The following is a 20791-nucleotide window of genomic DNA, read 5'->3' on the forward strand; positions in this document are numbered from 1 at the left end:
GGACGGGGTGGGGGTAGCCCCCCTCGAATACGGGCCCCGGCCCCAGCGCGCCGGAACCCCTTCCCACCCGAGACTCGGAACGTACTCAGAGACGTCCCCGCATCGACCGACATAGGAGAAAAACCGTGACAACGGCTGTGACCATTCCCAGGCACGGGGACACTGGAGGGCGTACGGCCGTCGCCGCGCGGGCGCGGCAGGTCGTCAAGGCGTACGGCGCGGGGGAGACCCGGGTCGTGGCGCTCGACCACGTCGACGTCGACATCGCCCGCGGGCAGTTCACGGCGATCATGGGGCCGTCGGGATCCGGCAAGTCGACCCTGATGCACTGCCTGGCCGGGCTGGACACGGTGACGTCGGGGCGGATCCACCTCGCCGACACCGAGATCACGGGCCTCAAGGACAAGAAGCTGACGCAGCTGAGACGGGACCGGATCGGTTTCATCTTCCAGGCGTTCAACCTCCTCCCGACGCTCAACGCCCTCGAGAACATCACGCTGCCGATGGACATCGCGGGCCGTAGGCCCGACGCCGGCTGGCTCCAGCAGGTCGTGGAGACCGTCGGTCTCGCCGACCGGCTCGGGCACCGGCCCACGCAGCTCTCCGGCGGGCAGCAGCAGCGCGTGGCGGTGGCCAGGGCGCTCGCCGCCCGCCCCGAGATCATCTTCGGTGACGAGCCCACCGGGAACCTGGACTCACGGGCCGGCGCCGAGGTGCTGTCCTTCCTCCGCACGTCGGTGGACGAGCTGGGTCAGACCATCGTCATGGTCACCCACGACCCGGTGGCCGCCTCCTACGCGGACCGGGTCCTCTACCTCGCGGACGGCTCCCTCGTCGACGAGATGAAGAACCCGACGGCCGAGCAGGTCCTCGACCGCATGAAGGACTTCGACGCGCGCGGGCGGACGTCATGACCGTGTGGAAGACCTCGATGCGCAACTTCCTCGCGCACAAGGGACGGATGGCGCTCTCGGCCGTCGCCGTCCTGCTGTCGGTGGCGTTCGTGTGCGGCACGCTCGTCTTCACCGACACGATGAACACCACCTTCGACAAGCTCTTCGCGGCGACGTCCGCCGATGTGACGGTCAGTCCGAAGGCGGCGGCCGACGCCGACGACCTGCCGGGGGGCGGCAAGCCCGAGGCGCTCCCCGCGTCCGTCGTGGCCCGGGTCGCCGGTGTGGACGGGGTGGAGAAGGCCGAGGGCGCGGTCGTCAGCATGGCCGTCACGCTCGTCGACAGCCACGACAAGAACCTCGGGTCCGACACCGGGGCGCCGACGATCGCGGGCAACTGGACCGACAACGACCTGCGGTCCATGGAGATCACCTCCGGGCACGCCCCGCGCGGCCCGACCGAGGCGATGATCGACGCCGACACCGCCGAGAGGCACCACCTGGAGCTCGGCGACGAGGTGCGCACCATCTCCGTCACCGGTGACATCACGGCGAAGATCTCCGGGATCGCCGCGTTCACCGTCACCAACCCCGGCGCGGCCGTCGTCTACCTCGACACCGCCACCGCGCAGCGGAAGCTGCTGGGCGCATCCGGGGTCTTCTCGCACATCTCGGTCACCGCCGGACCCGGCGTCAGCGACACCGAGTTGAAGAAGAGCGTCGCCGCGGCCCTGGGCGACCCGGCGGCGTACAAGCTGCAGACCCAGAAGGAGGCCGCCGCCGCCAACAAGGACTCCATGGGGTCCTTCCTGGACGTCATGAAGTACGCGATGCTCGGCTTCGCCGGGATCGCGTTCCTCGTCGGCATCTTCCTGATCGTCAACACCTTCTCGATGCTGGTCGCCCAGCGCACCCGTGAGATCGGCCTGATGCGGGCCATCGGCTCCAGCCGCAAGCAGGTCAACCGGTCCGTGCTCGTCGAGGCGGTCCTGCTGGGCATCGTCGGATCGGTCCTGGGCGTCACCGCCGGCATCGGTCTCGCCGTGGGGCTGATGAAGCTCATGGGCGCCGTCGGCATGGAACTGTCCACCCGGGACCTCACCATCGCCTGGACGACCCCGGCGATCGGGCTGGCGCTCGGCATCGTCGTCACCGTCCTCGCCGCGTACGTCCCGGCCCGCCGGGCCGGCAAGGTCTCCCCGATGGCCGCCCTGCGTGACGCCGGCACCCCGGCGGACGCCAGGTCCGGCTGGGTCCGGGCGGTGCTCGGCCTGGTCCTCACCGGGGCCGGTGCCGCCGGCCTGTGGGCGACGACCCGGGTCGACGACGCGAGCGAGGGCTCGCTCTACCTGGCCCTCGGCGTGGTCCTCACCCTGATCGGCTTCATCGTGATCGGCCCGCTGCTCGCCGGCGCGGTCGTGCGGGGCCTCGGCCTCGTCGTCCTGCGGCTGTTCGGCCCCGTCGGACGCCTGGCGGAGCGCAACGCGCTGCGCAACCCGCGGCGGACGGGGGCGACCGGTGCCGCCCTGATGATCGGCCTCGCCCTGGTGGCGTGCCTCTCGGTCGTCGGCTCCTCCATGGTCGCCTCGGCCACTGACGAGCTCGACAAGTCGGTCGGCACGGACTTCATCGTCCAGTCGAACACCGGCCAGCTGATCGTGCCGCAGGCCGCCGAGGCCGTCAGGAAGGTGCCGGGCATCGAGCACGTCACCGACTACAAGGTCCTCGCCGCGAAGCTCACCAACCCCGACGGCTCGACCGTCGACGAGCACGTCACCGCCGCCGACCCGACCTACCCGCAGGACCTGCGGCGCACGACCGTGGCCGGTGACCTGGCGAAGGCCTACGGCGAGAACGCCATGTCGGTCGGCTCGGACTACGCCACGCTGCACGGGATCGAGGCGGGGGACGAGATCACCGTCGCGTTCAAGGCCGGCGGGACCGCGAAGCTGAAGGTCGCCGCGATCACCTCGGACGACACGACCGTCGACCAGGGCGCGATGTACATCAACACCACGACCGCCGAGCGCTACGTCCCCGCCGACAGGATGCCCACGAACATGATCATGTTCGCCTCGGCGCAGGACGGCAAGGAGAAGGAGGCGTACGCCGCCCTCAAGAGCGAGCTCGCCGCCTACCCGCAGTACAAGGTGCAGAACCAGGCCGACTTCAAGGAGGACCTGAAGGACCAGGTCGGCCAGCTGCTGAACATCGTGTACGGCCTGCTCGCCCTGGCGATCGTCGTGGCGGTGCTCGGTGTGGTGAACACCCTGGCCCTGTCGGTCGTCGAGCGGACCCGCGAGATCGGCCTGATGCGGGCGATCGGTCTCTCCCGCCGCCAGCTGCGCCGGATGATCAGGCTGGAGTCGGTGGTGATCGCCCTGTTCGGCGCGCTGCTCGGACTCGGCCTGGGCATGGGCTGGGGCACCTCGGCCCAGAAGCTGCTGGCCCTGGAAGGGCTCGGTGTCCTGGAGATCCCGTGGCCGACGATCATCACCGTGTTCGTCGCCTCGGCCTTCGTCGGACTGTTCGCCGCGCTGGTCCCGGCCTTCCGGGCCGGCCGGATGAACGTCCTGAACGCGATCGCCACGGACGGGTGACGGTGCCGGACGTAGGTTGACCGGTCCGGCCCCGGGCGCTCCTCCGAGCGCCCGGGGCCGGTTCGCGTCCCGGGCCGCCGACGTCAGGCGTGCATGACCGGTACGTCGTACTGGGGGATCCACTTGTCGCGGGTGACGACCGTCAGGCCTTCGGTCTGGGCCTGGGCGACGAGGATGCGGTCGAAGGGATCATGGTGGAGCGGGGGGAGGCGGCCCGCCTTGACGCCGTGCCCAGCGGTGATCGCGAGACTGGTCAGCTGGCAGTCGCGGACCCGCTCGGCCAGGTCATCGGGACCAGCCAACTTTCCGGCCGACTGTTTGATGGCGATCTCCCACGGAGTCGCGGCACTGAGGTAGACGGCGGGCTCCGTGTCGATGAGGTCCTTCAGCTCGTCGGAGAGCTCAGGGGAGTCGTCGAGCCACCACAGGGCGACGTGGGTGTCGAGCAGGAGGCGCATCAGCGCATCCCGAAGGCGTCGGCGATGTCGTCCGGAAACTCGTCGAAGTCGTCGGGGATGTGGATCTGTCCCCGGAGGGATCCGCGACCGGTCCGCCGTACCTTCGGATGAAGGGGCACGACCTTCGCGATGGGCTCCCCGGCCCGGCTGATCACGACCTCCTCGCCGGTCTCGACCTGTTGCAGAATGCGCGAGAAGTGTGTCTTGGCCTTGTGCACGTTGTACTGCCGGGCTGCTTCCATGACGCCTCGCTCGGACCAGAAGTGGACTAGCTGGTGGACTAAGGCTAGCCCCGCTGCCGCCGTACGGACAACGGCGTTCCCTCGCGCGAGTGACACACCGGCGTCGTACGCTGGAGACCCCGGCCCGTCCCACGTGTCGGGTCCTTCGCGTTGCCCACTCGCCACACCGGACGGAACCCTTCATGAGCCTGCACGGTCTGCTGGACGTCGTCGTCACCGACCCGGCGCTCTCCGAAGCGGTGAAGGCCGCATCCGACGGCCACCGGGCCCACGTCGACCTGGTCGGCCCGCCCGCCGCACGCCCCTTCGCGGTGGCCGCGCTGGCCCGCGAGGCCGGGCGCACCGTGCTGGCCGTCACCGCGACCGGCCGCGAGGCCGAGGAGCTGGCCGCGGCGCTGCGGACCCTGCTGCCGCCCGACACCGTGGCGGAGTTCCCCTCCTGGGAGACCCTGCCCCACGAGCGGCTCTCCCCCCGCTCCGACACCGTGGGCCGTCGCCTCGCCGTGCTGCGCCGACTGGCTCACCCCCGACAGGACGACCCGGAGACCGGGCCGGTCAGCGTGGTCGTCGCACCGGTGCGTTCCGTGCTCCAGCCGCAGGTCAAGGGCCTCGGCGACCTGGAACCCGTCGCGCTGAGCAGTGGGCAGACCGCGGATCTGGGCGAGGTCGTGGACGCGCTCGCGGCAGCGGCGTACGCCCGCGTCGAGCTGGTCGAGAAGCGCGGGGAGTTCGCCGTGCGCGGCGGGATCCTGGACGTCTTCCCGCCGACCGAGGAGCACCCCCTGCGGGTGGAGTTCTGGGGCGACGACGTCGAGGAGATCCGCTACTTCAAGATCGCCGACCAGCGGTCCCTGGAGGTCGCCGAGCACGGGCTGTGGGCCCCGCCCTGCCGTGAGCTGCTGCTCACCGAGGACGTACGCACCCGGGCGGCGGCCCTCGCCGAGGCCCACCCGGAGCTGGGTGAGCTGCTGGGGAAGATCGCCGAGGGGATCGCCGTCGAGGGCATGGAGTCGCTGGCCCCGGTGCTCGTGGACGAGATGGAGCTGCTGCTCGACGTCCTGCCGAAGGGTTCGATGGCGCTGGTCTGCGACCCGGAGCGGGTGCGTACCCGGGCGGCGGACCTGGTCGCGACCAGCCAGGAGTTCCTCCAGGCGTCCTGGGCGGCCACGGCGGGAGGCGGCGAGGCCCCGATCGACGTCGGCGCGGCCTCCCTGTGGGGCATCGCCGATGTCCGGGACCGGGCCCGTGAGCTGGGCATGATGTGGTGGTCCACCTCCCCGTTCGCCGCCGACGAGGAACTGGACGGGGACACCCTCAAGCTCGGGATGCACGCCCCGGAGGCCTACCGGGGCGACACCGCCCGGGCGCTCGCCGACACCAAGGGGTGGCTGGCCGAGGGCTGGCGCACGGTGTACGTCACCGAGGGGCAGGGCCCGGCCTCCCGGACGGTCGAGGTGCTCGGCGGCGAGGGCATCCCGGCCCGCCTCGACCAGCACCTGACCGAGATCACGCCGTCGCTCGTCCACGTCTCGTGCGGAGCCATCGACCACGGCTTCGTCGACCCGGCGCTGAAGCTGGCCGTGCTCACCGAGACGGACCTGACCGGGCAGCGCACCGCGAGCAAGGACCTGGGGCGGATGCCCGCCCGCCGCCGCAAGTCCGTCGATCCGCTCACCCTTCAGGCGGGCGACTACATCGTCCACGAACAGCACGGGGTGGGCCGCTACATCGAGATGGTCCAGCGCACGGTGCAGGGCGCGACCCGTGAGTACCTCCTGGTCGAGTACGCCCCCGCCAAGCGAGGCCAGCCCGGCGACCGGCTGTACATCCCGACCGACCAGCTGGAGCAGGTCACCAAGTACGTCGGCGGCGAGGCCCCGACCCTGCACCGGCTCGGGGGCGCCGACTGGACGAAGACCAAGCAGCGCGCCAAGAAGGCGGTCAAGGAGATCGCCGCCGACCTGATCAAGCTGTACTCGGCGCGGATGGCGGCCCCCGGCCACGCCTTCGGGCCGGACACCCCGTGGCAGCGCGAGCTGGAGGACGCCTTCCCGTACGCGGAGACGCCCGACCAGCTGTCGACGATCGCCGAGGTCAAGGAGGACATGGAGAAGTCCGTCCCGATGGACCGGCTGATCTGCGGTGACGTCGGGTACGGCAAGACGGAGATCGCGGTGCGCGCGGCCTTCAAGGCGGTCCAGGACGGCAAGCAGGTCGCGGTGCTCGTGCCGACGACGCTGCTGGTCCAGCAGCACTTCGGGACGTTCACCGAGCGGTACGCGCAGTTCCCCGTCAACGTCCGGGCGCTGAGCCGCTTCCAGTCGGACACCGAGTCGAAGGCGACGCTGGAGGGGCTGAAGGACGGGTCCGTGGACCTGGTCATCGGCACGCACCGGCTGTTCTCGTCGGAGACGAAGTTCAAGGACCTGGGCCTGGTCATCGTCGACGAGGAGCAGCGCTTCGGTGTCGAGCACAAGGAGCAGCTGAAGAAGCTCCGGGCCAACGTGGACGTGCTGACGATGTCGGCGACGCCCATCCCCCGTACGCTCGAGATGGCCGTCACGGGCATCCGCGAGATGTCGACGATCACGACGCCCCCCGAGGAGCGGCACCCCGTCCTCACGTTCGTCGGGCCGTACGAGGAGAAGCAGATCGGCGCGGCGGTGCGGCGTGAACTCCTGCGTGAGGGCCAGGTCTTCTACATCCACAACCGGGTCGAGTCCATCGACCGGGCCGCGGCGCGGCTGCGCGAGATCGTGCCCGAGGCGCGGATCGCGACGGCGCACGGGCAGATGGGCGAGAGTCAGCTGGAGCAGGTCGTCGTCGACTTCTGGGAGAAGAGGTTCGACGTGCTGGTCTCCACGACGATCGTCGAGTCCGGCATCGACATCTCCAACGCCAACACGCTGATCGTGGAGCGCGGCGACAACTTCGGGCTCTCGCAGCTGCACCAGCTGCGTGGCCGTGTCGGCCGCGGCCGGGACCGGGGCTACTCCTACTTCCTGTACCCGCCGGAGAAGCCGCTGACGGAGACCGCGCACGAGCGTCTGGCGACCATCGCCCAGCACACCGAGATGGGTGCGGGCATGTACGTCGCGATGAAGGACCTGGAGATCCGCGGCGCGGGGAACCTGCTCGGTGGTGAGCAGTCCGGCCACATCGCGGGGGTCGGCTTCGACCTGTACATCCGGATGGTCGGCGAGGCGGTGGCGGACTACCGGGCGGCGGTGGACGGCGGCGTCGAGGAGGAGCCGCCGCTGGAGGTCAAGATCGAGCTGCCGGTCGACGCGCACGTCCCGCACGACTACGCCCCGGGGGAGCGGCTGCGTCTCCAGGCGTACCGCGCCATCGCCTCCGCGAACTCGGAGGACGACATCCGGGCGGTGCGTGAGGAGCTCACCGACCGCTACGGCAAGCTGCCGGAGCCGGTGGAGAACCTCCTGCTGGTGGCGGGCCTGCGGATGCTGGCCCGGGCCTGCGGGGTGGGCGAGATCGTGTTGCAGGGGCCGAACATCCGCTTCGCGCCGGTGGAGCTACGCGAGTCGCAGGAGCTGCGGCTGAAGCGGCTGCACCCCAAGACGATCTTCAAGCCGGCCACGCGCCAGATCCTGGTGCCGCGCCCGACAGCGGGCCGGATCGGCGGGAAGCCGGTCGTGGGCCGCGAACTCCTTTCGTGGACCGGGGAGTTCCTCACGACGATTCTGGGGTCGTAGGGGAGCGGAAGAGGAATCCGGCGACGGACCGGAACAGTTCCGCGGGGTCCCGGCCGTCGACCGGGCCGTCCAGATTGCCGCTGAGCAGCAGGGTGGCGAAGCCGTGGGCGAGGGACCAGGCCGCGATGCCGGCCGCTCTCGCGTCGTCGCCGGTGCGGGGGAGTTCGCCGACGGCCGCGCGTAGTTCCTCCGTCGCGCGGGCCTTCGCGGCGAGCAGCGCCGGGTCGTCGGGCCGGTACAGCTCGGGGCGGAACATCACCTGGAAGTGCGCCGGGTGTTGGGCGGCGAACCGTACGTAGGCCACGCCCCGTTCCTGGAGGCCGGGGGCGTCGGCGAGGGCGTCCGCGAAGAGTGCGTAGCCCTCGGCCGCGACGGCGGTGAGCAGGCCGGTGCGGTCCTTGAAGTGGTGGGCCGGTGCGGCGTGCGAGACGCCCGCGCGGCGTGCCAGGTCGCGCAGGGACAGGGCGTCGGGGCCTTCCTGGGCGATGACGTCGAGGGCGGCGGTGAGCAGGGCCCGCCGCAGGTCGCCGTGGTGGTAGGCGCGTTCGCTGGTCATGGGACGTACGGTACGCGCAATCTAGTCATTGACAAGTTCGAGGGGGCCGCGCACTCTGGGTATCTAGTCACCGACAAGATTGGCCGGAGAGCGGAGGTCGGGAGATGTCCGACGAATGGGGTCACGTGCGGCAGATGTGGCATCTGCTGGAGCCCCTGCACGCCGTCGTCTACTACGCGCCGGAGGCTCTGGAGGAGGCCGCCGCGCTGGGATACACCACGGAGGAGCGATGGCCGGGCTACTTCGCCTGGCGTGCCGCGCCGCTCGGGGCGGTGGGCGCGGACCGGGTGACCGGGACGTTCCACAGCTTCAGCCCCCGGATGATCCGGGCGTACGTGCCGGCCGTCTGGTCCGTCGCCTCCCCGGACGCGGTGCTCGCGGCCAGGGCGAGAGCGGTGGACCGGGCGTACCGGACGCTGTTCGGGGACCGGGTGGACGGGCCGGAGCTCGCCGAAGCCGCCGCGCTCGCCCGGCGGGTGGTGTCGGCGGCGGACGTGACCGGGCGGCCCCTCGCCGGGGCCGCCGCCGCGCTGTCCTGGCCGGACGAACCCCACCTGGCGCTCTGGCACGCGGCGACGATCCTGCGGGAGCACCGGGGGGACGGCCATGTTGCGGCGCTCGTCGAGGCGGGCCTCGACCCGGTGGAGTCGCTGGTCTCCTTCGCGGCCGTCGGTGCCGCCCGCCCGGAGGTCTTCGCGAGCCGGGGATGGAGCGGGGCGGAGTGGTCGGCGGGAGGTGGCCGTCTCCTGGAGCGCGGGCTGCAGGAGGAGGACGGGACGGCCACGGACGCAGGACACATGCTGCGTGCCGAGGTGGAACGGCGTACGGACGAACTGGCCGCCGCCCCGTGGACCACGCTGGACACGGTGGAGCGGGAGCGACTGGTGGAGCTGCTCGGTCCCCTGTGGGTGGACGTGATCAGCTCGGGCCTGCTGCCGTCCGAGAACACGCTGGGCATCGGGAAGGTGTGAGACGGGGCAGTCCTCGGGCGCGCCGGCCGGAGGCCGCGCTCGCGGGTGCCGTGAGGGGCGCGGTCAGAACGGGGGCTCGCCGAAGAGCGAGCCGGCCCGGACAGGTGCGACCGGCCAGGACCGGGCCCGGCGGGCGAGCTCGGCGGCGTCCATGGCTGCGTACCTTGGCCACCGCGTCCCACATGGGCCCCGCACTCCGTGGGCGGGACCCGTCAGCGGGATGCTGTCAGTCCTGACACTGCCGCAGCATCGTGGCCTTGTCCGCCGTCGTCACCGGGAGCTCGTACTTTTCGGCGACCTGCGCGAACCGCACCGCGTACGAGCACCGGATCTCCTTGTCCGGCGGCAACCAGGACGCGGGCCCCGAGTCCCGCTTCGCCGAGTTGGCGCGCCCCTCGACAGGAAGCAGATTGAGCACGTCGTTCGCCAGCTGCCTGCGCTTGTCGGCCGGCCATCGGGCGGCGCCCATCTGCCAGCTGTAGGACAGCGGGACCACGTGGTCTATCTGCACCTCGGCGGCCTTGGCCTTCTTCCAGGCGATGTCCTTGCCGGTGTACGGGTCGTACAGGTCCATCGAAACGACCACGCAGTCGGAACCCGAACGGAACCGCACGTGCCGCCCATGGAGTTTCAACAGGTCGTTCCGCGTGTCACAACCGTTCCTCGCCAGCGGCACCCCGTCCGCCGTGTCCATCCACGCGTAGCCGAACTCATCGCGCTCGTAACCCGTCTTCGGCCCGCGCCCCTTCGTGGTGAGTCCCTGGATGAGCTTGCGCGCGTCGGCCTTGTCCGCTTCCGACGTGAGCGCGGCGAGCCCCGGCTTCGTCCCGTCGGGATTCGTCAGCGGGCTCACCACCCGGCCGGCCGCCGCGTCCGGTGCGGAGCCTGCGGAGCTTCCGCCCTGCTCCAGGCCGTCACAGCCCCCGACGAGCACGGCGGCCACGGCGACCGAGACCACGGCCCTCCTCCTGCGAAGGGCGAGCGCGCCCGTCGACGTCAGGGCGGCGGGCGGAAGGAGACGGCGGGCACGGGGCGGGGCGGGGGAGGGAGTCACAACGCATCAGCGTAAGGGGCGAGGGTGCGGCAGAGGCAGGGGGATTACCTCGTCGCTTTCCGGACGACGGCTTGAAATGTGCCGGGAAATCGGCTGTCGATTCGGTGAGGCCCCGTCATGATGACGCCATGGGTGTTACGGAGGGGGCTCTGACATCACTCTGCGACGGCTGGGACGTGCCTGTCCGGCACAAGCCCGGCGGCGGCCCGTACGAGGAACGGGACGAGTAGGCCGGGCGGTGCCGCGTCACGCCGGTACCACCGCCGCCCGCCCGACACCGCCCCCGGGCCCTGCCCGCTCCTCCCTCGCACACCCGGACCCGTCCCTATCCAGTTGTCAGGAGACCGCTCATGGCTGACGAGTTGGTGCGCCGCGCCCAGAGATTCGTGAACACGACCTACAACAACGGTGCGACGCTCGGCATATCCAAGCTCGACGAGAACGGTCAGACCGGCTGGACCACGATGTACGCCCTCACCCGGGCGCTCCAGTACGAGATGGGTATCACGGCTCTGTCCGACTCGTTCGGTCCGACCACCCTGTCGACCATCGCCTCGAAATACGGGAAGCTCGACGCCACGACCATCCCGTCCGCGAACTTCTGTCGCGTCATCCAGTCCGCGCTGTACTGCAAGGGATACGACGGCGGTGAGATCGACGGCATCTACAACTCCCGCGTCCAGGACGCCGTCCTGAAGCTGAACCAGAACATGGGCGTGAGCTCCACGTATCCGGGCAGCTCGCTGTGGCCGAAGGTCGTCAAGGGTCTGTTCAACATGGACGCCTACGTCACCGTCAGCGACGGCTCGGAGCAGATCCGCTCCATCCAGCAGTGGCTCAACGGGCGGTACGTCCTGCGCAAGGACTTCTACATCATCCCCTGCGACGGCCACCACTCCCGCGACGTCGCCAAGTCGATGCTGTACGCGATCCAGTACGAACTGGGCATGGCCGACGGGACCGCCAACGGCGTCTTCGGCCCCGGCACCCAGTCCGGCCTCCGGTCGCACACGGTGTCCACCGGCACCACCGGCACGTGGGCGCAGCTGTTCACCGCCGCCATGATCCTCAACAAGCGCGACGTCCCCTTCGGGAACTTCACCTCCACCGTCCAGAGCGGCGTGGAGAGCTTCCAGTCGTTCATCAAGCTCCCGGTCACCGGGAACGGCGACTTCCAGACGTGGGCCTCGCTGCTCGTCTCCTACGGCGATCAGTCCCGCCCGGGCACGGCGTGCGACGGCGTCACGAAGATCACGCCGGCGCGCGCCCAGACCCTCAAGGACGCCGGCTACCGGTACATCGGCCGCTACCTCTACAGCGCGTCCACGACGAGCCTGCCCGAGAAGCAGATCCAGCCGGGCGAGCTCGCCACGATCAAGGAGTACGGGCTCCGCTGCTTCCCGATCTACCAGACGTGGAGCCGCTCGGCGGACTACTTCACCTACAACCAGGGCACGAACGACGCCTTCATGGCGATCGAGTGGGCGCAGCGCCACGGGTTCAAGCCGGGCACCATCATCTACTTCGCGGTCGACTACGACGCGATGGACGCCGAGGTCAGCCAGTACGTCATCCCGCACTTCCGCGGAGTGATGCGCACGATCGGGGAGAACTCCAGCTACGGCGTGGGCGTCTACGGGCCGCGCAACGTGTGCCAGCGGGTGGCCGACGCCGGATACGCGGCGACCAGCTTCGTGTCCGACATGTCGAGCGGGTTCTCGGGGAACCTCGGCTACCCCATGCCGACGAACTGGGCCTTCGACCAGATCGTGACCATCACCGTCGGCTCGGGGGCCGGCGCGATCGAGATCGACAAGAACATCGCCTCGGGCCGTGACACCGGCCAGGGCGACTTCGATCCCGGCGCCTACACCGAGGGCCTGGACGTCGACCTGGACAAGGCCGCCTACGAGGCGCCGATGCTGACGGACGTCAAGAACTACCTGACGTCGATCGGTGTCCCGGAGACCGGCGGGGACGGCTGGACGGACAGCGACTGGGCCACCCTGGGCGGTATCTCCACCACCAAGGCGTTCGAGCTCGTGATGAGCGCGGACTGGCTGTTCACGTCGCTGGCGCGCCAGCTCAAACTGCGCAAGGCGCTGATCCAGGCTCCGGTGCTGTGGGAGCTCCGCAAGCTGAACCCCCTGGACTTCGTCGCGGACGAGGCCGTGAAGAACGGGCTGAAGGACGACTCCAGCACCGGCTGGGGCCAGATCTTCGCCTGGGTCACCATCGACGCCCGTAACTACTGCATGCAGCAGGGGATCATCAACGGGACGCCGCTGACCGACTCCGACACCCGGGGGGTGTGGGACAACCTCCAGGACCCGCTCTACAACATCCGGTCGGTCTCCTACCTGACGGTCTACAACGCGCACCAGCTGGGGATCGCCAGACCGGGGCTGAGCACGAGCGCCGCCGACACCCAGGCGCTGCTCGCCCGGTACAACGGGACGGGTGACGACGCCGCGAAGTACGGCCGTGAGCTCATAGGGCTGTACAACGTGCTGGAGAACTACAACCAGCTCTCGCGGACCACATGAGCGCGGTCGTGAGCGTGAATACTGGGCGCATGTGGAAATGGCTGCCGGTGGCCGTGGGTGTGAACGTGCTGCTCGGTGTTCCCGGTGTCGTCCCGGTGTGGCTGCTCTGGTACTACGCGTCGAACGGGCCGCTCGCCTCCATGGGCTGGACCTCGCGTGAGCCGACGGAGAACGACGGGTTGTTCTTCTGGCTGGTGGCGGCAGTGGTGGTGAACGCCGTGTTCCTGCTCGTCTGGTGGTTCGCGAACCGTCCCGTCCGGCGCAGGATGGCGCTGGACCCCCTGGTGTACTGGCCGGCCGGTGCCCTGATCGCGCTGGTGCCGACGTTCATCCTCATGTTGGTTCTCTGAGAGGGAGTGAAGGCGTGCGAAACGACATATCGAGGCGGGCCGTCGTGACGAGCGCGGCCGTGATCGGTGCCGCGGCCGCCGTGGGTTCCTTCGTGCCGGGTACCGCTGCGGCGGCGACGGGAGTCCGGACGAAGAAGGCCCCGGTCTCACCGAACGGGTGGCCGATCGAGAAGGAGGCGAACCACGTCTCCACGGTGTGGACGCGTCGTGTGGCCGGAACGGGACTGGAGGTCGACCTCCGTATCGGCGACGTGGAGGCCGTCCTCATCCATGTGATCCGGCGCTTCCACTACGAGGTCGAGCAGCTGCACACGGTCGACCTGGCCGGCTGGCGGCAGGCCGGCACGCTCCGCAAGGGCCTGCCGGAATCGAATCTGGCGTCCGGTACCGCGGTGCGGATCCGGCCCGGCGCCGCCGCGAAGGGCGGGCTGTTCCCGCAGCAGGAGATCGTGCTCCGGGACATCCTCGCCGACTGCGAGGGCGTGGTGCGGTGGGGCGGGGACGACAGCGAGGTGGACGAGTCGCTCTTCTACATCGACGCCGGTCCCGACGACGAGCGGGTGGCGGCGCTCGGCGAGCGGTTCCGCGACTGGGACACAACGCCCGGACTGGGGGCCGGTACCGCGGTGGACGTCCGGTCCTCGTCCCGGCGGAGCCGCGCGGAGCAGCTCGCCGGGGTCCAGCGCCGGGCCTGACCCCACGGGAGTGCCTTTCGGGGTGGCCATGGAGACCGAGGAGAACGTGCTGCTCGTGGAGAACGGTGACATCGTGTTCGCGGGCGACGCCGGCATGCAGCGTGTCGGAAACGGCTTCGAGCGGGCGGTCAAGGCTTTTGTCTCCGGTACGTGGGACAAGACCTTCTTCTGACCGCGACGCGTTCTTCTCCGGAGAGTTTTGACATGAGCACGGGCCGTCGGGATTTCCGACGGCCCGTGCTCCGGTTGTGCCTGCCCCGAGCGAAGAGACGCAGCAAGGCCCCCCGGTCGACCGCCGCTGCGTCTGCTCCCTCCCGCCCGGGCCGGAACCCGGCGGGACGCCGGCACCGCGGGCGCGGTCCGGTTCGCGCGTCCGCGGTGCGAGAGGGACGTCAGAGCTTCAGCTCCCACTGGCTCGCGTCCAGGTCGAAGTCCGGACTGACCTCGACGCTCAGGGTGCCGGCGTCCGCCGGGGCGTCGAAGGCGTACTCGGCCGTGATCTTCTTGCCCGGCAGGACCGTGCCGGCGAAGCCTTCCCCGATCTTCTCGTCGAAGATCTGCTCCGCGTCCACCCCGTCCTCGCCGGCGCGGGCCTCCAGGCTGACGAGGGACGCGTCGAACTTCTCCTTGCCCTTGTTCTCGATGACGACCGTGACGGTGTACGCCTTGTTGCCCTTGGTGTGGCCGATCGCGTATTCGCCCGCGGTGTAGGCGGCCGGGGCGTTGACCGTCACTTCGAGACCGTCGTCGTACACGGCCGCGTCCCCTTCCGCCAGGGCCTGGTCCTTCTCGGGGGCGTCCACGTCCGTCGCGGCCTCGCCCTTCGTGCTCCTGTCGGCTCCGCCCGGTCTGGCGGAGGCCGAACTCCCCGAGAGCTCCTTGTCGATGCTGTCCACCGCGTCGTCCACGGCCTTGAACGTGATGACGGCGCCGACCACCGACAGGATCAGCGCGAGAAGGCCGAGTGCGGCGCCGAAGGTGGTCACTCCCTTGTTCGTCGCCTCACCGCGCTTGACGCGGCCCCGTCCCGACAGGCCGAGGATCAGCGCGATGAGGCCGAGGATGCCGGCCAGCCAGAAGAGCAGCGGGATCAGTCCGGAGACGGAACCGATGATGCCCAGGACGAGTGCCGCGATACCGAGTCCGTTACGGGCGGGACGTGTCCCGGGAGCGTGGACGGGAGCGTAGGGCTGCTGGGGCTGGGGCTGCGGCGGCTGCGAGTACTGGGACATGGGTGTGCCCTCCGAGGAGCATGAGTGTGTGAGCGGCGATGTGCACCGCTCGCTGTTCCGGTGGGTCAATCACAGCAGACGCTGTGAACCGAGTCAACACCGCACATGCCCGAGCGTGCGTCGTACGTTGTGAATTGGTTTCGTGCCGGTCGTCGGTATGCTCACCGGCACGACGGATCTACTGGGGAGACAGTCAGTGCCCGAGAACTCGACAGAGGTGACCGCCGCCGGGATCGCCCGGCTCGCGGGTGTGGGGCGCGCGGCCGTCAGTAACTGGCGCCGGCGTCACGCCGACTTCCCCCGGCCGGTCGGCGGCACCGACACCAGCCCGTCCTTCTCCCTGCCCGAGGTCGAGCAGTGGCTCCGCGACCAGGGAAAACTGGCCGAGGTGCCTCTGCGCGAGCGGGTCTGGCAGCAGCTGACCGGGCATCCGGCCGGGGCCGTCACCGCGCTGGTCCACGCGGGCTGCGCCCTGCTGCTCGTCAGGGACAGGCCGACGGCGTGGCTGGAGATCACCGCGGTGTCCGACGCCCGGATGGCCGAGGTCCTGCCGGTCGCCCTGGACGAGGTGCTCACGGCCCGTCTGGGCCCCGAGCGCGCGGTTCACACTCCGACCGGACCCGAGCTGCTGGCGTCCGTCCCCCTGCTGCGCGCCACCGCCGAACTCGCGGCCGGGACGGGGGCACGCCGCGCCTTCGAGTTCCTGTTCGTCCGCCAGCTCGATGCCAATCCCCGCCAGTACACACTCACCCCGCCGGGGCTCGCCGCCCTGATGGCGGACCTGGCCGAGCAGGTCACGCGCGGGGCGGGCGGCGGACCGGCCGGGGGGCGGACGGCAGACCGCACCGTCCTCGACCCCGCGGCCGGGACCGGCGCCCTGCTGCGCGCGGTCGGCGGCCCGGTGACCCTGTACGCCCAGGAGGCCGACGCCGATCTCGCCGCGCTCACCGCGCTCCGCCTCGCCCTGCACTCGGAAGAGGCCGCAGGGAAGGCCGGGGCACCCACGGAACCTGACGCGGCCCGGGGCGCGATCGCCGTACGGGCCGGGGACACCCTGCGCACGGACGCCTTCCCGGGCCTCGCCGTGGACGCCGTCCTCTGCCACCCGCCGTTCAACGAGCGCAACTGGGGGCACGAGGAGCTGGCCTACGACCCACGCTGGGAATACGGCCTCCCCGCCCGCACGGAGTCCGAACTCGCCTGGGTCCAGCACGCGCTGGCCCATCTCCGCGAGGACGGCACCGCCGTGCTGCTGATGCCGCCGGCCGCCGCGTCCCGACGGTCCGGCCGTCGTATCCGGGCCGATCTGCTGCGCCGGGGCGCCCTGCGCGCCGTCATCGCGCTCCCCGCGGGTGCCGCGCCGCCCTACGGCATCCCGCTCCACCTCTGGGTGCTGCGCAAGCCCGGGGCGGACCGGAGGCCCACGCCCGAACTCCTCGTCGTGGACACCGCCGAGTCCCCCGAGACCGCCCCGGGGGCCGTCGGCCGTGACCGGATGGACTGGGCGGCCGTACGGAACACCGCACTCGACGCCTGGAGCGCCTTCGACCGCCCGGGAGCCCCCGACAGCGGGGACGCCACCGTGGACCGGCCCGGCGTCAGCCGCGTGGTTCCCGTCATCGAACTGCTCGACGACGACGTCGACCTCGCCCCCGCCCGCCATCTGCCGCCCCCCGCGGCGGGTGGTGCCGCCGAACTCGACCGGGTGAGGGAACGGCTTGACGAGACCCTGAAGCTCACCGCCCGCCTCACCCCGCCGCCCGCCTCACCCCGCGAACCGTCCCGGCGCACCCTGACCACGGTCGGCGAACTCGTCCGCTCCGGGGTCCTGCAACTGCGCACCGGCTCCGGCACGGGCGGCGGTGCCGCCCCCGTCCTCACCGAGCAGGACGTCCTCGCCGGGGCGGCCCCCAGCGGCACCCCGACCGGCACGACCGCCCCGGAGGACGAACCGCTCCTGCTGGAGCCCGGCGACGTCGTGCTGCCCGTGCTCGGCGGTGGGACGCTCTCCCGGGTCGTGGACGACGCCACCGCCGGCGCGGTGCTCGGCCGCAACCTGCAGGTGCTGCGCCCTGATCCGGCCGCACTGGACCCCTGGTTCCTCGCCGGGTTCCTGCGCGGTACCGCCAACAACCGCCAGGCCAGCAGCTACGCCTCGACGGCGGCCCGGCTCGACGCGCGCCGTCTCCAGCTGCCTCGGGTTCCCCTTTCCGAACAGCAGCGGTACGGACGGCAGTTCCGCACCCTCGCCGCGTTCGAGGACGCCCTGCGCACAGCGGGCCGGCTCGGCGGACAGCTGCTCCAAGGGATGTACGACGGCCTGACGGACGGCACGGTCGACCCGGCGCCCCCACACTGACGACCGTGCGGACCACAGACGTTGTGCACAACGGGGACCGACTGTCTGCCTGGGTGTATACGCTCTCAGCACACTTCGTCCACGTGCTTTCCAGGAGCAGCTCATGCATGGCTACGGCTATCCGCCGGAGTGGCCGCCGCAGCGTCGTCCGTCCCCGGCGACGTTGAATCTGCTGCGCGTGGTCTTCGTGACGCTGACCGTGGTGAGCTGCGGGTTCCTCGCCTGGGGGGCGATGCTGCGTCTCGCGATCGTCACCCGCAGGCGCCGGGACTGGGTCCTGCTGGCCGTGGTGTTCGTGCTCAACGTCGGGCTGTTCGTCTTCATCCTGGCCACGCCCGACGATCCGGAGAAGATGACGGACACCCAGGCGCTGATAGGCATGGGCTGGCTGATCGGCGTCGTGGCCGGTGTGATCGCGTACTACCTGTACACGGACCTGAGGCACTTCGGCACGGAGGAGCCGTACGGGCGCTACGGCGGTCCCCGCCCCGGCCACCTTCCCTCGCCCCACGTCCCACCGGGATACGGCGCATACGTACCGCACCCGACCGCCGCCGGTCCGCCGCCGGCGGGTTACGGCTACCCGCCCGCCCCGGCCCCGCAGGCCCCGGTGCCCCCGCCCGCGTCTCCGGCCGTTCCGCCGAGGCCGGCCGGTCCGCCCCAGCGCCTGGACCAGGTGCGGGCCGAGCTCGACGAGCTGAGCCACTACCTCCGCAAGGAGGGTGACGGCCGGTGAACGGGCGTGTCATCGCCGGGCGTTACGCGCTGGCGACGATTCTCGGCCAGGGCGGCATGGGTCAGGTCTGGACGGCGTACGACCAGCGGCTCGACCGCAGGGTCGCGGTGAAGCTCCTGCGTCCCGACCGGGTGGCGGGCCCCTCCGGCCGTGAGGCCGCCGACGATCTGCGCCGCCGCTTCGTCCGCGAGTGCCGGGTCACCGCGCAGGTCGACCACCCCGGTCTCGTCACCGTCCATGACGCGGGGAGCGACGGCGAGGACCTCTACCTCGTCATGCAGTACGTCGAGGGAGCGGACCTCGCCGACCACCTGGCCGAGCACGACCCCTACCCGTGGCCCTGGGCCGTGGCGGTCGCCGCCCAGCTGTGCGCGGTGCTCTCCGCGGTGCACGCGGTGCCGATCGTCCACCGCGACCTCAAGCCCCGAAACGCGATGGTGAAGCCCGACGGCACCCTCACGGTGCTCGACCTCGGCATCGCCTCCGTCATGGACACCGACACGACCCGCCTGACCCACACGGGCTCCCCGGTCGGTTCCCCGGCCTACATGGCCCCGGAACAGGCGATGGGCGGCGCGGTCGGCCCCTACACCGACCTGTACGCGCTCGGTGTGCTCCTCCACGAGCTCCTCAGCGGTGACGTTCCGTTCGCCGGATCGACCGCCCTGGGTGTCCTGCACCGCCATCTCTACGAGCCGCCGCTCCCGGTCCGCCATCTCAGGCCCGAGGTCCCCGAGGCGCTCGAAGCACTCGTCCTGCGGCTGCTCTCCAAGGACCCGCAGCACCGGCCCGCCTCCGCCCAGGAGGTCTACGAGTCCCTGCGGCCCCTGCTGCCCGGCGCCGGCTCGCCCTCGGGCCCGCTCGACCCGACCCGCCCGTTCCTCCGCCCGCACGCCCCCTGGCCCGACCGGGCGGCCGTGCCGGCATCGGCGCCGGCCCCCGTCCAGCAGGCCCCCGCCCCACCTCACGAGCCGCCCGCCCGGCCGGACGTGGCGCAGGCCGTCGACGACGTGAATCGACTGCTCGGCGAGGGCCGCATCACCCAGGCCGTCGACATCCTCGGGGGAATCCTGCCCGCCGCGGCCGAGGAGCACGGCGAACACTCACCGGTCGTACGGATCCTGCGCAAGCAGTACGCGGCCACGCTGATGGACGACGGCCAGTACCGCCGCGCCCTCCCGGAGCTCCGCCGCCTCGCCGACGACCGCACGGCGGAGGCGGGGCCCGCCGACCCCCAGACCCTGCAGTTCCGTTACGACGCGGCGCTGTGCCTGGAGCAGCTGGGTGAGGCGGCCGCCGCGCTCGCCGAGTACCGCGCGGTCCTCCCCTGTTACGAGAACGGCTACGCGACCTCCAGCGGTCCCGGCCGGGCCTTCGACATCCGCAGGCGGATCGCCCATCTCCTGCTGGGGGTGGGCGACCACACGGCGGGCCGCGGGCAGTTGCAGGCCCTCCTGTACGACACCGAACGCGCCTACGGCCCTCACCACCCGCTCCCCACGGAGCTCCGCCGCCAACTGACCCACCACCAGGAGGTGCGCGGCTCGAGGTGAGCTCCAGGACGGCCGGGAACGGCGGGACGGAAGGGGATTTCGTCCCCGACCCCACACTGACCGGTCAGGAAATCGTTGGTCGAAGCAGTGGCCCGAATCACGTCCACTGCCTAACATCGATCACCGCAAGGCTTTGTGCACTGATGCACAAACTCTCCCCGGGAGGCTCCTTTGCACCGCCGTCGTCGCACCGCGCTCGCCCTTTCCGCCGCAACGCTCCTCGCGGCACCCCTCCTGACCGCCTGCGGCGGCGAGGCCCACCCCGGTGCCGCGGCCGTGGTCGGAGGCGACCGGATCGACGTGGCCACCGTCCAGGCGCAGGCGGCCGACGTGCGGACCGCGCAGCAGAAGTCGGAGCAGTCCGAGGAACTGGTCGCGAAGTCGGGCCAGCTGACCCGGGTCAAGCTGTCCGGGCTGATCTTCGGACGGGTCCTGGACCGGGCCGCGAAGGACGCCGGGGTGAGCGTCAGCCGCAAGGAGATCCAGCAGATCCGAGGCGTCGCCGCCGAGCAGTCCGGCGGCGAGGAGGGCGTGCGGACCCTGATGCTGGAGCAGCGCTGGGTCGCGCCCGGCCAGATCGAGGCGAGCCTGCGCCAGGAGGTCCAGCTCCAGAAGCTGGCCCGGTCGCTCGGCGCCGACCTGCAGAGCCCCGCCGGCGTGCAGGCCGTCGGACAGGCGCTCACCGAGGCGTCGAAGGCGCTCCGCATCGACGTCAACCCGCGCTACGGCAGCTGGGACAACCAGAAGGTCCAGCTCAGCACGTACAAGGCGCCGTGGATCACCCAGGTCACGCCCGTGCAGGGCCAGGACCCGGAGGCAGGCGCCTGACCCGG

At 71.1% G+C, this 20791-nt stretch carries 17 protein-coding genes; 12 read left to right on the forward strand and 5 right to left on the reverse strand.

What is annotated here, in order from left to right; all coding sequences use genetic code 11:
• Window positions 1-125: 125 nt before the first annotated feature.
• Both LWJ43_RS19195 and LWJ43_RS19200 read left to right on the forward strand, forming a co-directional pair.
• The gene (locus LWJ43_RS19195) at window positions 126-914 is read left to right on the forward strand and encodes an ABC transporter ATP-binding protein (protein ID WP_277333462.1); all 789 of its coding nucleotides are present in this window, start codon (window positions 126-128) and stop codon (window positions 912-914) included.
• Window positions 911-3493 carry an ABC transporter permease gene (locus LWJ43_RS19200; RefSeq protein WP_277333463.1) on the forward strand — a complete coding sequence of 861 codons (2583 nt, stop codon included), beginning with the start codon at window positions 911-913 and terminating at the stop codon, window positions 3491-3493. The genes LWJ43_RS19195 and LWJ43_RS19200 overlap by 4 nt, the downstream gene beginning before the upstream one ends.
• Before the next feature lie 83 nt (window positions 3494-3576).
• Here the strand turns inward: LWJ43_RS19200 and LWJ43_RS19205 are convergent, their stop codons facing one another.
• Both LWJ43_RS19205 and LWJ43_RS19210 read right to left on the reverse strand, forming a co-directional pair.
• Window positions 3577-3951: a type II toxin-antitoxin system VapC family toxin gene (locus tag LWJ43_RS19205; RefSeq protein ID WP_277333464.1), complete on the reverse strand. Its 375-nt coding sequence runs from the start codon at window positions 3949-3951 to the stop codon at window positions 3577-3579.
• Window positions 3951-4193 (reverse strand): type II toxin-antitoxin system Phd/YefM family antitoxin, encoded by a 243-nt coding sequence (locus LWJ43_RS19210; RefSeq protein WP_277333465.1) that lies wholly within the window; start codon window positions 4191-4193, stop codon window positions 3951-3953. The genes LWJ43_RS19205 and LWJ43_RS19210 overlap by 1 nt, the downstream gene beginning before the upstream one ends.
• A gap of 182 nt (window positions 4194-4375) precedes the next feature.
• On the opposite strand from LWJ43_RS19210, the gene mfd reads away from it, so the two are divergent.
• On the forward strand, window positions 4376-7906 hold the full coding sequence (mfd, locus tag LWJ43_RS19215; protein ID WP_277333466.1) for a transcription-repair coupling factor: 3531 nt from the start codon (window positions 4376-4378) through the stop codon (window positions 7904-7906).
• On the opposite strand, the gene LWJ43_RS19220 is transcribed toward mfd, so the two are convergent.
• The gene (locus LWJ43_RS19220) at window positions 7884-8462 is read right to left on the reverse strand and encodes a TetR/AcrR family transcriptional regulator (RefSeq protein WP_277333467.1); all 579 of its coding nucleotides are present in this window, start codon (window positions 8460-8462) and stop codon (window positions 7884-7886) included. The two genes, mfd and LWJ43_RS19220, sit on opposite strands and share 23 nt — an antisense overlap.
• 104 nt (window positions 8463-8566) lie before the next feature.
• On the opposite strand from LWJ43_RS19220, the gene LWJ43_RS19225 reads away from it, so the two are divergent.
• The gene (locus tag LWJ43_RS19225) at window positions 8567-9433 is read left to right on the forward strand and encodes an SCO6745 family protein (protein WP_277333468.1); all 867 of its coding nucleotides are present in this window, start codon (window positions 8567-8569) and stop codon (window positions 9431-9433) included.
• Between the two features lie 226 nt (window positions 9434-9659).
• Here LWJ43_RS19225 and LWJ43_RS19230 read toward each other — a convergent pair whose 3' ends face one another.
• A complete protein-coding gene (locus LWJ43_RS19230; RefSeq protein ID WP_277335934.1) occupies window positions 9660-10391 on the reverse strand; it encodes an HNH endonuclease family protein in 732 nt (243 codons plus the stop codon).
• 446 nt (window positions 10392-10837) lie between these two features.
• Here LWJ43_RS19230 and LWJ43_RS19235 point away from each other — a divergent pair, with 446 nt between their 5' ends.
• Genes LWJ43_RS19235 through LWJ43_RS19250 form a run of 4 tightly spaced genes read left to right on the forward strand, consistent with a single transcriptional unit; the run spans window position 10838 to window position 14250 of the window.
• On the forward strand, window positions 10838-13033 hold the full coding sequence (locus LWJ43_RS19235; protein ID WP_277333469.1) for a glycoside hydrolase domain-containing protein: 2196 nt from the start codon (window positions 10838-10840) through the stop codon (window positions 13031-13033).
• Window positions 13034-13041: 8 nt separating this feature from the next.
• Complete coding sequence (locus tag LWJ43_RS19240) at window positions 13042-13383, forward strand: hypothetical protein (protein ID WP_346771989.1); 342 nt, start codon at window positions 13042-13044, stop codon at window positions 13381-13383.
• 14 nt (window positions 13384-13397) lie between these two features.
• A complete protein-coding gene (locus LWJ43_RS19245) occupies window positions 13398-14078 on the forward strand; it encodes a hypothetical protein (protein ID WP_277333470.1) in 681 nt (226 codons plus the stop codon).
• Between the two features lie 22 nt (window positions 14079-14100).
• The gene (locus LWJ43_RS19250) at window positions 14101-14250 is read left to right on the forward strand and encodes a hypothetical protein (RefSeq protein WP_277333471.1); all 150 of its coding nucleotides are present in this window, start codon (window positions 14101-14103) and stop codon (window positions 14248-14250) included.
• A 220-nt stretch (window positions 14251-14470) separates the two neighbouring features.
• Here the strand turns inward: LWJ43_RS19250 and LWJ43_RS19255 are convergent, their stop codons facing one another.
• On the reverse strand, window positions 14471-15310 hold the full coding sequence (locus tag LWJ43_RS19255; protein WP_277333472.1) for a DUF4352 domain-containing protein: 840 nt from the start codon (window positions 15308-15310) through the stop codon (window positions 14471-14473).
• 196 nt (window positions 15311-15506) lie between these two features.
• On the opposite strand from LWJ43_RS19255, the gene LWJ43_RS19260 reads away from it, so the two are divergent.
• The 4 genes from LWJ43_RS19260 to LWJ43_RS19275 all read left to right on the forward strand — a co-directional run bounded on the left by LWJ43_RS19260 (window position 15507) and on the right by LWJ43_RS19275 (window position 20786).
• Window positions 15507-17669: an N-6 DNA methylase gene (locus tag LWJ43_RS19260; RefSeq protein WP_277333473.1), complete on the forward strand. Its 2163-nt coding sequence runs from the start codon at window positions 15507-15509 to the stop codon at window positions 17667-17669.
• Between the two features lie 103 nt (window positions 17670-17772).
• Complete coding sequence (locus tag LWJ43_RS19265) at window positions 17773-18405, forward strand: hypothetical protein (protein WP_277333474.1); 633 nt, start codon at window positions 17773-17775, stop codon at window positions 18403-18405.
• Window positions 18402-19958 (forward strand): serine/threonine-protein kinase, encoded by a 1557-nt coding sequence (locus LWJ43_RS19270; RefSeq protein ID WP_277333475.1) that lies wholly within the window; start codon window positions 18402-18404, stop codon window positions 19956-19958. The genes LWJ43_RS19265 and LWJ43_RS19270 overlap by 4 nt, the downstream gene beginning before the upstream one ends.
• Window positions 19959-20129: 171 nt before the next feature.
• Window positions 20130-20786, forward strand: coding sequence for a SurA N-terminal domain-containing protein (locus LWJ43_RS19275; RefSeq protein ID WP_277333476.1), 657 nt, complete (start codon window positions 20130-20132; stop codon window positions 20784-20786).
• The last annotated feature ends 5 nt before the right edge of the window (window positions 20787-20791 follow it).

This window comes from Streptomyces sp. JH34, from assembly GCF_029428875.1.
Lineage (GTDB): Bacteria > Actinomycetota > Actinomycetes > Streptomycetales > Streptomycetaceae > Streptomyces.

Excerpts from the sequence above, each read along its gene's own strand:
- LWJ43_RS19220 (WP_277333467.1), bottom strand. The coding sequence starts at position 8,462 with ATGACCAGCGAACGCGCCTACCACCACGGCGACCTGCGGCGGGCCCTG.
- LWJ43_RS19265 (WP_277333474.1), top strand. The coding sequence starts at position 17,773 with ATGCATGGCTACGGCTATCCGCCGGAGTGGCCGCCGCAGCGTCGTCCG.
- LWJ43_RS19235 (WP_277333469.1), top strand. The coding sequence starts at position 10,838 with ATGGCTGACGAGTTGGTGCGCCGCGCCCAGAGATTCGTGAACACGACC.
- LWJ43_RS19255 (WP_277333472.1), bottom strand. The coding sequence starts at position 15,310 with ATGTCCCAGTACTCGCAGCCGCCGCAGCCCCAGCCCCAGCAGCCCTAC.
- LWJ43_RS19205 (WP_277333464.1), bottom strand. The coding sequence starts at position 3,951 with ATGCGCCTCCTGCTCGACACCCACGTCGCCCTGTGGTGGCTCGACGAC.
- mfd (WP_277333466.1), top strand. The coding sequence starts at position 4,376 with ATGAGCCTGCACGGTCTGCTGGACGTCGTCGTCACCGACCCGGCGCTC.
- LWJ43_RS19225 (WP_277333468.1), top strand. The coding sequence starts at position 8,567 with ATGTCCGACGAATGGGGTCACGTGCGGCAGATGTGGCATCTGCTGGAG.
- LWJ43_RS19200 (WP_277333463.1), top strand. The coding sequence starts at position 911 with ATGACCGTGTGGAAGACCTCGATGCGCAACTTCCTCGCGCACAAGGGA.
- LWJ43_RS19210 (WP_277333465.1), bottom strand. The coding sequence starts at position 4,193 with ATGGAAGCAGCCCGGCAGTACAACGTGCACAAGGCCAAGACACACTTC.